We start from the raw sequence: 13681 nt of genomic DNA, 5'->3' as shown, positions 1-13681 counted from the left end.
TCCCTATTTTTTTATTTAATAGTATAATTTGTACTTTGAAGAGAAAATATAAATTGAAAATGACAAAAAAATAGAAACAAAATAAAAAAATTGAAAATAAAAAGAGGAAATAAAAAAAATTTATAGAAATGTATATAGTACTGCCTAAAATAGAATTCATTTAGGAGGTGTAAAAAATGGGAAAAAAAGAAGAAAAAGCATTTAATTTTGTTATAGATAAATTAAAAAATGACGAAAATAATATTTCTATTATGTTAGTTGGATCAGCAAAATGTAAAAATTTAGCTGATGAGAATTTATCTATAAATGATATAGATTTATTTATTATAAGAAGAAATCAGATTTCTGATCAAATAAGAGAGTTTTCTAGCTATTTTGGTGTAGATTTTGACATCAATTATTTTTCTATAGAAAGTGCAAATAGATATATAGAAAGAGGAGAAAAATTCTTTGTTAAGGCTATTTCTAATCCAGTTGTAGTCTTTGAAAGAGAGGAAGTTTCTGAGAGTATTATTGAAAAATGTAAAATAATGTATGACAAAATAAATAAAAACAATAAAAAGGAAGTGTTTTAAATGTTAGATTCAAAAGAAAATGTGGAATTAAAAGAAGGAAAAATGGACAAGGAAAAAATAAAAAGAGCGGTTAGAGATATTTTAGAAGCTATTGGGGAAGATCCAGATAGAGAAGGACTTAAAGACACTCCAGATAGAGTTGCTAGAATGTATGAAGAAATATTCTGTGGTATTTTCCAGGACCCTAGAGAGCATTTAAAAGTTACTTTCCCAGAGGAATCACACGAAGAAATGGTTATAGTTAAGGATATACCATTTTATTCTTGCTGCGAGCATCATCTAGTACCTTTCTTTGGAAAAGCTCATGTTGTTTATATTCCAAAGGGTGGAAGACTTACAGGGCTTTCAAAATTAGCTAGAGTGGTTGAAACTATAGCTAAAAGACCTCAGTTACAAGAAAGAATTGCAAAAGAAACAGCGGATATAATAATGGAAGAATTAAGACCTTATGGGGTAATGGTTGTTATAGAAGCTGAACATATGTGTATGACTATGAGAGGTGTTAAAAAGCCTGGCTCAAAGACAGTTACTTCAGCAGTTAGAGGAGTATTTGCAAAAGATATAGCTACTAGAACAGAAGCGATGAATTTAATACTTATGAAATAGGAGGAATAGATAAATGCTAGATTACGGAAAAAGAACATATATAATGGGAATATTAAATGTTACACCAGATAGTTTTTCTGATGGTGGAGATTTTAATTCAGTAGATAAAGCATTAAAACATGCTAAAGAGATGGTTGAAGAAGGTGCCGATATGATAGATATTGGTGGTGAATCTACAAGACCGGGACATACTTATGTGGATAGTGAAGAAGAAATAAGAAGAGTTGTACCAGTTATAAAAGCATTAAAAAAAGAAATATCACTTCCTATGTCAATAGATACATATAAAGCTGATGTTGCTGAGGAAGCATTAAAGCTAGGTGTTGAAATGGTAAATGACGTTTGGGGACTTAGAAAAGACGCAAATATGGCAAATGTAATAGCTAAGTACGATGCAGAAGTTTGTATAATGCATAATCAGGATGGAACTGAATACGATAAAGATATAATGGAATCAATAAAAGACTTCTTAAATGAAAGTATAAAGATGGCATTAGATGCTGGAGTTAAAAAAGAAAAAATAGTACTAGATCCAGGTATAGGATTTGGTAAGACATTCGAGCAAAACTTAGAAGTGCTTAGAAGACTTGGAGAGCTTAGAGATTTAGGATATCCAATACTTTTAGGTACTTCAAGAAAATCTGTTATAGGAAACGTACTACATTTAGAGCCTAAGGATAGAGTTGAAGGAACAGTTGCAACTACTGTACTTGGTATAAGAGATGGAGTAGATATAGTTAGAGTACATGATGTAACAGAAAATTTAAGAGCTGCAAAAATGGCAGATGCTATATATAGATAATAGAATTTGTTTGAGGTGATAGCTATGGATAAAATTATTTTAAAAGATATGGCTTTCTACGGTTATCATGGCCTTTTAAAAGAAGAGAGTGTTCTAGGTCAGAAGTTTTTTATAGATATAGAAATAGAAACGGATACAAAAGAAGCTGGAATAAATGATGATTTCACAAAAACAATAAATTATGCAGAAGTTTATGAAATAACTAGAGAATTTACAGAAGATAAGAGATTCAATTTAATTGAAGCCTTAGCTGAAAATATAGCATCAGAGATATTAAATAGATTTGATATTGCTTATTCAGTTATGGTAAGAATAAGAAAAAAAGAGGCTCCAGTCAAAGGAATTTTTGATTATATGGGAGTAGAAATAAGGAGATATCAGAATGAACAAGGTTTATCTTAGTCTTGGAACAAATATGGGAAATAGACTTGGCTATCTGAATAGAGCGTGCGGTATGATTGAAGATAGCGTATATGTTTTTTCTGTAAAAAAGTCAAAGATATACGAAACAAAAGCGTGGGGATATACAGAGCAGCCAGATTTTTTAAATATATGCTTGGAAGTGGATACTAGTTTTGATCCACATGAAATGCTTAAATTCTGTCAGAACATAGAAACAAGATTAAATAGGAAAAGAATAATAAAATGGGGTCCTAGAACAATCGATGTAGATATACTTCTTTATAATAATGAAGTTATAGATACAGAGGATTTAAAGGTACCACATCCTTTAATGAAGGAGAGAGCTTTTGTGCTTAGACCATTACTTGATTTAAGCAAAGAGCTGGATATAAATGGAGAAAATGTACTAGAAGCATTTAATAGATTGCCAGATGAAGAAAAAAGAAATATTGAAGAATTTGAAATAGATGAAAATAATCCGTTTTCTCAGCAGAAAAAAATTATTGTAAATAGAGAAAAGGGAGTAGAATTTGGAAAAGATAATATTGTTATAGCAGGTCCGTGTGCTATAGAAAGTTATGAACAGTTTTTAAAGACTGCTGAGTTTGTTAAAAGTCAAGGAGCAGATATTTTAAGAGGTGGAGCATATAAACCTAGAACATCTTCATTTTCATTTAATGGGCTTAAAGAAGAAGGTCTTGAAATATTAAAAGAGGTAAGAAAGAAAACAAAAATGCCTGTAATAACAGAGCTTATGGATATTAGAGATTTAGAAAAAGTATACGATTCTACTGATATAATTCAGATTGGATCTAGAAATATGCAGAATTTCCCACTTCTTTCTGAAGCAGGAAAGCAGGACAAGCCTGTTATGCTAAAAAGAGGTCTTGCTGCAACTATAAATGAATGGATTTGCTCTGCTGAGTATATAGCTGTAGAAGGAAATGAAAAAATAATAATGTGTGAAAGAGGAATCAGAACTTACGACGATTACACTAGAAATACATTGGATTTAGCAGCAGTACCTATAATTAAAAAAGAAACAGGATTACCAGTTATAGTAGATCCTAGTCATGGAACAGGAATTAGAGAGTTAGTTGCTCCAATGTCATATGCAGCTTTAGCTTGCGGTGCTGATGGTATAATGGTTGAAGTACATCCTAACCCAGACGAGGCTCTTTCTGATGGAGAACAGTCTTTGGATTTTGATAATTTTGAAGAGCTGATGGAAAAAATTAAAAAAAATTATAAAAATTTATAAATAAAAGAAGGATATTCTAAAAAAAAGTAGAATTATTTATATTATTAACATTGACAAAGATAAAAATTCGTGTAAAATAGAAATGTTAAGACAAAAAACAGAGGGATGTGTTAATATGAACGATATGAAAGAGATTATAGAGGAAATCAAGGCTAGATGCGATATAGCCAGCGTAATAGGTGACTATATAAAAATACAGCCTTCAGGTCAAAACTACAAAGCCTTATGTCCTTTTCATGTCGAAAAAACACCGTCTTTCCATATAAGTACAGCAAAACAAGTTTATAAATGTTTTGGCTGCGGGGAGGGTGGCGATGTTATAAATTTTGTCATGAAAATTGAGAATCTAGACTTTATGGATGCAGTTAGATTACTTGCAAATAGATGCGGAATTGATATAAATTTTAACATCGATGAAGAAACAAAACAAAAAATTGAATTAAGTAAAAAATATCAGGATATACATACGGAAGCGGCTAGGTTCTATTTTTCTAACCTTGTAAAATCAAAAAACAGAGGATACGATTATTTAAGAAATAGAGGCCTAGATGATAAAACCATAAAAAGATTCGGATTGGGGTATTCTCAAGATTCTTGGAATAGCTTAATGGATTACTTAATAGAAGAAAAAGGTTATAGTCAAGAAGAACTTCTGGAATGTGGATTGATAGGTAAAAGTACAAAAACAGATAAATATTATGATAAATTCAGAAATAGAGTAATGTTCCCTATATTTGATTATAGGGGGAATGTAATAGGTTTTGGTGGAAGGGTATTAGATGATTCATTACCAAAATACTTAAATTCGCCAGATACATTGATATTTAATAAAAGGCATAATTTGTACGGTTTAAATTTTGCTAGAAAAAATCTTTCTTCAAGAACTGTAATACTTGTAGAAGGATATATGGACTTAATATCATTATATCAATATGGTATACAAATAGCTGTTGCCACACTAGGAACAGCGCTTACTAGTCAGCAGGCTAGATTGATAAAGAGATATGCGGATAATGTAATAATATCATATGATTCTGATGGACCAGGAACAAAGGCAAGTCTTAGAGCAATTGATATACTAGTGGAAGCTGGATTATCAGTAAAGGTACTTGATTTAAAAGATGCAAAGGATCCAGATGAATATGTTAGAAAATATGGAACTGATGAATACAGAAAGGCTATGAAAGATGCTGTACCTCGGATTAAGTTTAAAATAGATAACTTAAAATCTTATTTTGACTTATCAAAGGATCAGGATAATATAAAATTTGCACAAGAAGCAGTTAATATTATAAAACAGCTAAAGAGCCCTGTAGAAATAGATTACTATATAAAATATTTAAGCGAAATAGTTCAGCTAGACGAAGATGCAGTAAAAAGAGAGATATATGGTAAATCTTACAGTTCTAGAAATTTATCTAATGGAAAATTTAATAATAAATTTAATAAAAAAGAAGAAAAACCTATAGAAAAAATGGATGCTATCCAACATGGTGAGGAATTAACAGAAATAAAATTAATGAAAATAATGATGAATATTCCAGCAGCTAGAGAAAAAGTTCTATTGAAAATAGATGAAAAAGAGCTTTTAATGGAGGATAGTAAAAAAATACTTAACTATTTATCAAAGATAGATTCAGAAAAGATTGTAGAGCCAGATGAGTTGGAAGGTATAAATGATGAATACATTAAGTCTTTAAAGAAAACATCTTTGGAAAGTATAAATACTAAAAATATGAAAGAAATAGAAGAAACTGTAAAGAGTGTTAGAAGAAACTCTTTAAAGAAAACAATAGATAATCTTAGAATTAAGCAAGAAGAACTAGGTGCTAAAAGTAAAATTTTAGCTGAGTCTGATAAAGATGCAGCTAAGGAGCTAGATTTGGAGATAATGAATCTAGCATTACAATCAGTAGAATTAAATAAACGATTAAGAAATTTATAAAGGGGGTTTAAGTGTGGATAAAGTTAAAGCAGAAAACAAAAACAAAGAGCTAAAAGAAAAGGCAAACGCACTGATATTAAAAGGGAAGAAGAATGGGTCTCTTACATTTGAAGAAATAGGTGATGCTTTTGAAACAGTTGAAATGAATAAAGAGCAGATGGATAACCTTTACGATACACTTCAGAGTGTAGGAATAGAACTAGTAGATGAAAAATCTAAGAAAAACAATGCAACATTTGCAGTTGGAAATAATGACGATATGGGATTTGATCATATAGACGATCCTGATTCTGATGATGACGATAAAGATGGTGATTCAGAAGCATTAGATTTATCGCTTCCAAAAGGAATAAGTATTGACGACCCAGTTAGAATGTACCTTAAAGAAATAGGTAAAATCCCACTACTTAAACCACATGAAGAAGTTGAATATGCAAAAAGAATGCATGAAGGTGACGAATTAGCAAAACAGAGACTAGTAGAAGCGAACTTAAGGCTAGTTGTAAGTATAGCTAAAAGATATGTAGGTAGAGGAATGTTATTCCTAGACTTAATACAGGAAGGGAACCTAGGTCTTATAAAAGCGGTTGAAAAATTCGACTACGAAAAAGGATTCAAATTCAGTACATATGCAACTTGGTGGATAAGACAGGCTATAACTCGTGCTATAGCTGACCAGGCGAGAACAATAAGAATACCTGTACATATGGTTGAAACAATAAACAAACTTATGAGAGTTTCAAGACAGTTACTTCAGGAATTAGGTAGAGATGCTAAACCAGAAGAAATAGCTAAAGAAATGGATCTTTCAGTAGAAAAAGTAAGAGAAATAATGAAGATAGCTCAGGATCCAGTATCATTAGAAACTCCAATAGGTGAGGAAGAAGATTCTCATTTAGGAGATTTCATACCAGATGATGATGCTCCAGCTCCAGATATATCAGCTGCATACTCACTATTAAAAGAACAGATAGATGAAGTATTAGGATCATTAAATGAAAGAGAACAGAAAGTTCTTAAACTAAGATTTGGTCTTGAAGACGGTAGAGCTAGAACTCTTGAAGAAGTTGGTAAAGAGTTTGATGTAACAAGAGAAAGAATAAGACAGATAGAAGCTAAAGCACTTAGAAAATTAAGACATCCAAGTAGATCTAAAAAACTTAGAGATTATCTTGATTAATAACTTCTTGATTAATAAAATACAGAAAGAATACGTCTTGATAAAAGACGTATTTTTTCTATCTAAAATAAACTAAACTAAGAAATAATAACAAATGTGTTGAAAGGAATAAATTTATGAAATTAACGGATAGATTATACAAAATAGCATCTTTTGTATCTGAAGGAAAAAGAGTAGCAGATATAGGTACAGACCATGGATATATACCAGTTTATCTATTAAATAAAGGTACTATACCATTTGCTATTTTAGCAGATATAAATAAAGGGCCTTTAGAAAATGCTAGAAAAGAAGTTAGACATAACGGACTAGAAGCTAAAACGGAATTAAGACTTGGTTCTGGTATAGAAGTTCTTGAAAAAGGCGAAGTAGATGAAATCATAATAGCAGGAATGGGAGGAGCTTTAATAGCAGATATACTAGAAGCTAAAAAAGAAGTTGCCCAGAGCGCTGAAAAATTAATACTTCAGCCAATGCAGGCACAGGAAGAACTTAGAAAATATCTACTAAACAATGGATATGAAATAATGGAAGAAGTTTTAGAGAACGAGGACTTTAGAATATATGAAATAATGACTGCTAGATATACAGGAAAAAATAATACTCCTTCTGATGAAATATACTACGAAGTTGGAGAAAAGCTATTAAATAATAAGAATGATTTATTTAAAGAGTTTGTTGAAAAGAAAATAAGAACCAATAAAGCTATTTTAGAAAAATTTGAAAGCATAGACAACGAAAATATAAGAAAAAGAAGAGAAGAAGTAGAATCTAAAATAGAAAAATTAGAAAAGATGTTATAAAAATTTTATCGAAAAGGTGATAATAATGAAATTAAAAGATATAACTAAAAAAATAGAAAATAAATATCCGACTTGCTTAGCTTATGACTGGGATAATGTAGGTCTTTTAGTTGGAGATTTTGACTCAGATGTTAAAAAAGTAATGACAGTAATAGAAGCAAATGAAGCTGTTGTAGAAGAGGCTATAGAAAAAGGGGTAGACCTTATAGTTACTCACCATCCGTTTATATTTGGTAAAATAAATAGAGTGAATACTGGAGATTTTAAAGGAAATTTAATACATAAACTTATAAAAAATGATATTGCGGTTTATTCAATGCATACAAACTTTGATATAGCATTTGACGGTTTAAACGACTATTTTATGGAAGTTATGGACTTTAAAAACACAAAAGTATTAGATAAAATAGATTCAAATGAAAATTATTGTGATGGCAGGGTATATGGACTTGGTAGAATTGGTGAATTAGAAGAGTCTGTTAGCTTAAAAGAACTTTGTAACAAGTTAAAAAGTGTATTAAATATAGAATGTTTAAAGGTTGTTGGAGATTTAGATAAAGAAATATCTAAGGTAGCAGTTGTTACTGGTTCTGGATCTGAATTTGCAAAACTAGCTGCCAAAGAAGGCGCAGATGTTATTTTAACTGGAGATGTTAAATACCATGAAGCTCAGGATGTATTTGATATGGGAATGAATTTGGTGGATTGTGGACATTTTGACAGTGAAAATATATTTAAAGACGTTATGTACAACTTTTTATCAAATGAATTAGGTGGAGTAGAAGTAATCAAGAGTGAAACTAATCTAAATCCATTTAAAATAGTATAATAAATCAAAAATTGCTAATCTTTTGTTATTATGAAAGCATATGAGATATAGACAAACTCCTCTCCAGGCTTCGACGTGCGTGTAGGTAAAACACTTTGTTGTAATTAAAACCCACGTCTGCAGATTGTCTAGAGAGTTTTGTCTATATAACTCATATGCTACATACTATCAATAATTTTAGCAAATTTTGATTTTATCCATTTTTTTAGTTAGTAAATTTATAAAATATTATTACTAACAAAAGAAACTTATTGCAATATTATACTAATAGCTCCAAAATTTTTTCGGAATATTACAGTTTGTAAAATTATTGAAATATTAGAATAAAGAAATTAAAGTTTATTTTCAAATAGATTTGTAATTTTGCTTTGATACACTTATCTATGCTGCAAATTTAAAGCTTATGAAAATTGTTGCAACTAGCATAAGTACAATACATGCAATTAGAACTTTTCCTTTAGTGCTTCCTAGATTGACAGTCCAACCAATTCCAAATCTTTTCTGAACAAATGCTGAAGGATCATTGGGATTGTAGTAGAAACAACCTAAAACCCAGTATTTGTCATCATCATCAACAGTATATGAAACATCAGAATAGTTACCTTTCTTTAATTTAGAAGATGTATAGATTAAAGGAACTATTGATGCTAAAAGTAGTACAGTTGATAAAATTACAAGTATTTGATTTACTTTCTGATTAACAAGTCCAAATGAAATTGAACTGAAAAGTAAGGCCATTGCAAATAACATAAAGAATGATTCGCTAGCTAAATGGTTTAAATACTTAATAGTATTTGCTATATCGGATTTAGAATCATTTTTATCTATTTTTATTCTAGCTTTTAAAGAATAAACAGAGCCGAAATAAACTAAAACCATTACAACAACTTGCATACCTATTTGAGCAAAGAAAGAAGCTTTAGTTTTTACAGTAAATCCATCTGCAATTCCTTGGAAATTGAAGTGTGTAGGCATCATTTCAGGTATTTTATCGTAGTTAATAAAAGCATAAGCTGAAGATGCTACAACTAAAAGTATAGGAATAATATATATTAAGCTGTATTTTTTTACTAATTTATCTCTTTCATGAATAAAATCTACATCAAGTATCTGAGTTCTTTCTGATTTAAGCTCAGGATTTATTGTAGAAAGATGCTCTTCTTTAAATATTAGTACTTTTTTATAACTACTATAGTATATAAAGTAGTATAAAATAACTGTAAGTATTATAGGTACTGTAACAGCTGTAAGGTAAAGATTTTCGTTTAGTGTGAAATTAGCATATAAAGATAATCCAATTTGGATTATAAGTACAGCAGTAGTAGAGATTATTATACCTCTTTTGTAGCTTTTATCTATATGTTTTAATTCTTCAAAATTTCTATATTTCTCCGGAATATTAACCCCATAGAATACTTTCTTACTTGTAAATTTTTGCATATTGTAGTCTACAATTGCAAGTAAAATAATTATAGGAACCATAACCATTAATTCTATATTATAGTTAGTCATTTTTAACAACCTCACATTCATTGTAAATTTTTTCTGCTAATTTTAGGAATTCGTCCTTTTGAATACCTGATAGGAATGAATTAGATATTAATATTTCTAATTCATCAAATAATTCTTTTTCTTTAATTTCGTTCTTTTCCATTGGAAGATCTGCTACAACAGCGCCTTTTCTTCTGTCTATATTTAGATAACCTCTGTCTTTGAGCTCATTATATGCTTTGTTGACAGTATGAAGATTTACACCAATATCCTCAGCCATACTTCTAACAGAAGGTAGAGATTCTCCTATTTTTAAATCTCCTTTTGCTATTGCTTTTATAAGATTATCTTCTATTTGCAGATATATGGATTTGCTGCTACTAAAGTCTAGTTCTAATTTCATATTTATAACCTCCTTTTCAAATGTTATATCAATTCTATATGTTATATATAATATATAACAAACATAACAAAAAAGCAATATACTTTTTGAAAAATTTGATGGTTGGAAGGAGAAAAATTTATTTTTAAATAATTAAAATAGTTAAAATGTTATTAAAAATAAGTGATTGGATATATACTATATAATAAATAAAAACATATAACATATAGATGTAAAAATTAAATAAAAAATAGGTTAAATGTTTCGAAAAATTTTGCTAAAAATTTGAAAAAATGTAATGGATATGTTAATATATAGGTGAAGATAGATTGGAATATGACACGAGATGACGGGGATATTCTAAGACATTATTTTATGAGATTATTAAAGAAGTGAAACACGAGGTGACGGGTTTCACTTTTTTTCTGCAAAAAAGTATATAAAAATGGGGCTGATGTAAAATATAGCAACATCAACCCCGTTTTTTATTTTTAGAATAGTCTATTTAAGGTATTATAATTCTCTATAACAGTAAATAATTCCTCGGCAATCTTCTTGTGCTTATAATTATCTTTCTTAATATTATGCATCAGTTTCATATTAGTTGTATAAGCGCATACATCTGCAAGCTGGATATTTACACTATCGTAGCTTTTTTTCTGCATAATTTCAGAACTTATTCTTTCGCTTGGATTTTCTCTAAGATAAGGAATCATATAGTTAGAAACAGTATAATTACCTTCGTCAGCTATTATACAAGCTTGTTCATTGTTTTTTTCTAAATAAATAGAAATCATTTCAACAAGCGCCTCTGTCATTTTTCTGTTTAATAAACATTCAGACTCATTTCCTTTACCATGACGATTTAAAAACTCATTTTTATCACAATAAACAGTAAATATAGGTATATCATAGCTTTCTACAACTCTAAGAGTTCTTTTAATGGTATTTATCCTATCATCTTTATCCAAAATTATATATGGAATATCTCCTCTTATAATTTCTGAGCAATGTAGCTCAAAGTTTTCACTGATAACTAAATCGGTTAAAAGTTTTGACATCTTATTGGCTCTATTAGATGTATATGTATTATTGTCAAAAGATGACTGCAGTGTATTTTCGATTTTAAACTTGAACCTATCTGTTATTACCTTTAATTTTTCGCTAATATCTCCAAAATATCTATTATCTATACAAACAGCGGTTAAAAGATATACAGGCTGATCTAAATCTTTAAGGCTGCGGCTTCCTGAGTCGTCAATATAAATATTTATCAAAATTACTCCTCCATTTCCTATTACTAATTATATAATAGCATACTTTTTATAATAATATTATTCAAATAGATGCAAGAATTTCGTCAATTGTAAAAAATTAAATAAAAAAGTATAAATAGTTGACTTAAAACACAAAAAAGTTTAAAATAGAATAGCGGAACAATTTTAAATTGGTAACTGGTAACATAAAGTCAAAGTTACATAATCCCTAAAGGCAGCCGAGTATTTTTTTATGAGGCTGCTCTTTTAGTTTAAAAAGTTAACTTTACTTGTGTTGAAAATATATTATTGTAATGATATGATATGTTAAACAGAATAATACTGAATTTAGGAAGGTGTGAAAATTTATGTACGATAAAATAGTAGAAGCTACTGAATATATAAAGGGGATAACTGATATAAAACCAGAAATAGCTCTTATACTTGGATCAGGTCTTGGTGCTATGGCTGAAAATATAAAAAATCCAGTAAAAATAAAATACAGCGACATACCTAATTTCCCAGTATCTACTGTAGTAGGTCATGCGGGGGAATTGATTATAGGTGAGTTAGAAGGGAAAAATGTTGTTGCTATGCAGGGAAGATTCCATTATTATGAAGGATATTCTCAGTCGCTTACAACTATGCCAGTTAGAGTTATGAAAATGCTTGGAGCAGAAACACTTATTGTAACAAATGCAGCTGGTGGTGCAAATAAAGACTTTAACGCTGGGGATTTAATGATTATAAAAGATCATATAAATCTAAGTGGTTCAAACCCTCTTATAGGAAAAAATGACGATAGAATAGGGCCTAGATTCCCTGATATGTCAGATGCATATAATAAGGAATATAGAGATTTAGTAAAAAAATCTGCGGCTGAGGAAGGAATTGATGTAAGAGAAGGCGTTTATACATTCTTCTCAGGTCCAAACTATGAAACACCTGCTGAAATAAGAATGGTTCAGGTTTTAGGTGGTGATGCTGTAGGAATGTCTACAGTACCAGAAGTTATAGCTGCAGCGCATTGTGGAATGAAGGTAATAGGAGTGTCTTGTATAACAAATATGGCTGCTGGAATATCAGAAACAAAACTAAACCACAAAGAAGTAATAGAAACAACTGAAAAAGTAAAAGTTAACTTTGCTAAGCTTATAACTAGAGTTATAAAAAATTTGTAAATAAATATAAATAATGATAGTAAATTTTCAACAATAGATATAAATTCATAAAAACGAAAGATAAGTAAGTAATCTAATCCAATATAAAGACTAATTTTAAAATACGATTAATAGAGAAAATGCTCAATAAAAAAATATTTAAAAAAAATGAAAAAATTTTAAAAAAATATGTTTAAGCTATTTATCACCGGGTATATAAATATCATAAGAGATAAGACAAAACTCTTTAAAAAGAATTTAAATATAAAAATTAGAAATTAAAGATTATGGAGGATTAAAATTATGAAAAAATGGGTTTGTACAGTATGCGGATATATACATGAAGGAGAAACTGCACCAGCAGAATGTCCAGTATGTAAAGTAGGTCCAGAAAAATTCGAAGAAATGGGCGGAGAAAGAGTATGGGCTGACGAACATAGAATAGGTGTTGCTAAAGGTGTTGACGAAGAAATAGTTGAAGGATTAAGAGCTAACTTCACTGGTGAATGTACAGAAGTTGGTATGTACTTAGCAATGTCAAGACAAGCAGATAGAGAAGGATATCCAGAAGTAGCAGAAGCTTACAAAAGAATAGCTTTCGAAGAAGCAGAACACGCTGCTAAATTTGCTGAATTATTAGGAGAAGTTGTTGAACCATCAACTAAGAAAAACCTTGAATTAAGAGTTGACGCTGAATACGGAGCAACTGAAGGAAAATTAAAAATAGCTAAAAGAGCTAAAGAACTAGGATTAGATGCTATACATGATACAGTTCACGAAATGTGTAAAGATGAAGCTAGACATGGTAAAGCATTCTTAGGATTATTAAACAGATACTTCAAATAAGAACCAATAAAAATAATATATCAAGAGCATATCTCGATTAAGAGGTATGCTCTTATTTTTTTTGAAAAAATTAAAAAATATTATATAATTTTTGAAAATCCACGTTATATAATTTATATTTGCTTTATGCTATAATTATTTTA

General features: G+C 29.6%; 14 protein-coding genes. 11 read left to right on the top strand and 3 right to left on the bottom strand.

Features of this window, described 5'->3' with window-relative positions:
• Positions 1-176 precede the first annotated feature (176 nt).
• From KGNDJEFE_RS08415 to KGNDJEFE_RS08375, 9 genes are all read left to right on the top strand, one after another.
• Positions 177-575, top strand: coding sequence for a hypothetical protein (locus KGNDJEFE_RS08415; RefSeq protein WP_006439143.1), 399 nt, complete (start codon positions 177-179; stop codon positions 573-575).
• A complete protein-coding gene (folE, locus tag KGNDJEFE_RS08410; protein WP_006439144.1) occupies positions 576-1181 on the top strand; it encodes a GTP cyclohydrolase I FolE in 606 nt (201 codons plus the stop codon).
• 13 nt (positions 1182-1194) lie between these two features.
• A complete protein-coding gene (gene folP / locus KGNDJEFE_RS08405; protein WP_006439145.1) occupies positions 1195-1983 on the top strand; it encodes a dihydropteroate synthase in 789 nt (262 codons plus the stop codon).
• A gap of 24 nt (positions 1984-2007) precedes the next feature.
• Entirely contained in the window at positions 2008-2385 is a 378-nt protein-coding gene (gene folB, locus KGNDJEFE_RS08400; protein WP_006439146.1) for a dihydroneopterin aldolase, read from the top strand.
• Positions 2366-3646 carry a 3-deoxy-7-phosphoheptulonate synthase gene (gene aroF / locus KGNDJEFE_RS08395; RefSeq protein WP_330580924.1) on the top strand — a complete coding sequence of 427 codons (1281 nt, stop codon included), beginning with the start codon at positions 2366-2368 and terminating at the stop codon, positions 3644-3646. The genes folB and aroF overlap by 20 nt, the downstream gene beginning before the upstream one ends.
• A 115-nt stretch (positions 3647-3761) precedes the next feature.
• The gene (gene dnaG / locus KGNDJEFE_RS08390) at positions 3762-5591 is read left to right on the top strand and encodes a DNA primase (RefSeq protein WP_040410208.1); all 1830 of its coding nucleotides are present in this window, start codon (positions 3762-3764) and stop codon (positions 5589-5591) included.
• A gap of 13 nt (positions 5592-5604) precedes the next feature.
• Complete coding sequence (gene rpoD, locus KGNDJEFE_RS08385) at positions 5605-6771, top strand: RNA polymerase sigma factor RpoD (RefSeq protein ID WP_006439151.1); 1167 nt, start codon at positions 5605-5607, stop codon at positions 6769-6771.
• A gap of 116 nt (positions 6772-6887) precedes the next feature.
• A complete protein-coding gene (locus KGNDJEFE_RS08380) occupies positions 6888-7574 on the top strand; it encodes a tRNA (adenine(22)-N(1))-methyltransferase (protein WP_006439152.1) in 687 nt (228 codons plus the stop codon).
• A gap of 25 nt (positions 7575-7599) precedes the next feature.
• Positions 7600-8403, top strand: a complete 804-nt coding sequence (locus tag KGNDJEFE_RS08375) for a Nif3-like dinuclear metal center hexameric protein (protein ID WP_006439153.1) — start codon at positions 7600-7602, stop codon at positions 8401-8403.
• Positions 8404-8784: 381 nt separating this feature from the next.
• Here the strand turns inward: KGNDJEFE_RS08375 and KGNDJEFE_RS08370 are convergent, their stop codons facing one another.
• From KGNDJEFE_RS08370 to KGNDJEFE_RS08360, 3 genes are all read right to left on the bottom strand, one after another.
• Positions 8785-9915, bottom strand: coding sequence for a DUF5808 domain-containing protein (locus tag KGNDJEFE_RS08370; protein WP_006439154.1), 1131 nt, complete (start codon positions 9913-9915; stop codon positions 8785-8787).
• Positions 9908-10297 carry a GntR family transcriptional regulator gene (locus KGNDJEFE_RS08365; RefSeq protein WP_006439155.1) on the bottom strand — a complete coding sequence of 130 codons (390 nt, stop codon included), beginning with the start codon at positions 10295-10297 and terminating at the stop codon, positions 9908-9910. The genes KGNDJEFE_RS08370 and KGNDJEFE_RS08365 overlap by 8 nt, the downstream gene beginning before the upstream one ends.
• Before the next feature lie 470 nt (positions 10298-10767).
• The gene (locus KGNDJEFE_RS08360; protein WP_006439156.1) at positions 10768-11553 is read right to left on the bottom strand and encodes a DUF3800 domain-containing protein; all 786 of its coding nucleotides are present in this window, start codon (positions 11551-11553) and stop codon (positions 10768-10770) included.
• Between the two features lie 347 nt (positions 11554-11900).
• On the opposite strand from KGNDJEFE_RS08360, the gene KGNDJEFE_RS08355 reads away from it, so the two are divergent.
• Together KGNDJEFE_RS08355 and KGNDJEFE_RS08350 are read left to right on the top strand one after the other, a co-directional pair.
• Positions 11901-12713, top strand: a complete 813-nt coding sequence (locus KGNDJEFE_RS08355) for a purine-nucleoside phosphorylase (protein WP_006439157.1) — start codon at positions 11901-11903, stop codon at positions 12711-12713.
• A 282-nt stretch (positions 12714-12995) separates the two neighbouring features.
• On the top strand, positions 12996-13538 hold the full coding sequence (locus tag KGNDJEFE_RS08350; RefSeq protein ID WP_006439158.1) for an NADH peroxidase: 543 nt from the start codon (positions 12996-12998) through the stop codon (positions 13536-13538).
• Positions 13539-13681: the final 143 nt, after the last annotated feature.

It is taken from the genome of Peptacetobacter hiranonis (genome assembly GCF_008151785.1).
Classification (GTDB): Bacteria; Bacillota; Clostridia; order Peptostreptococcales; family Peptostreptococcaceae; genus Peptacetobacter; species Peptacetobacter hiranonis.
The sequence above is the reverse complement of the archived record's forward strand: the minus strand, read 5'-3'. Positions and strand labels throughout refer to the sequence as shown.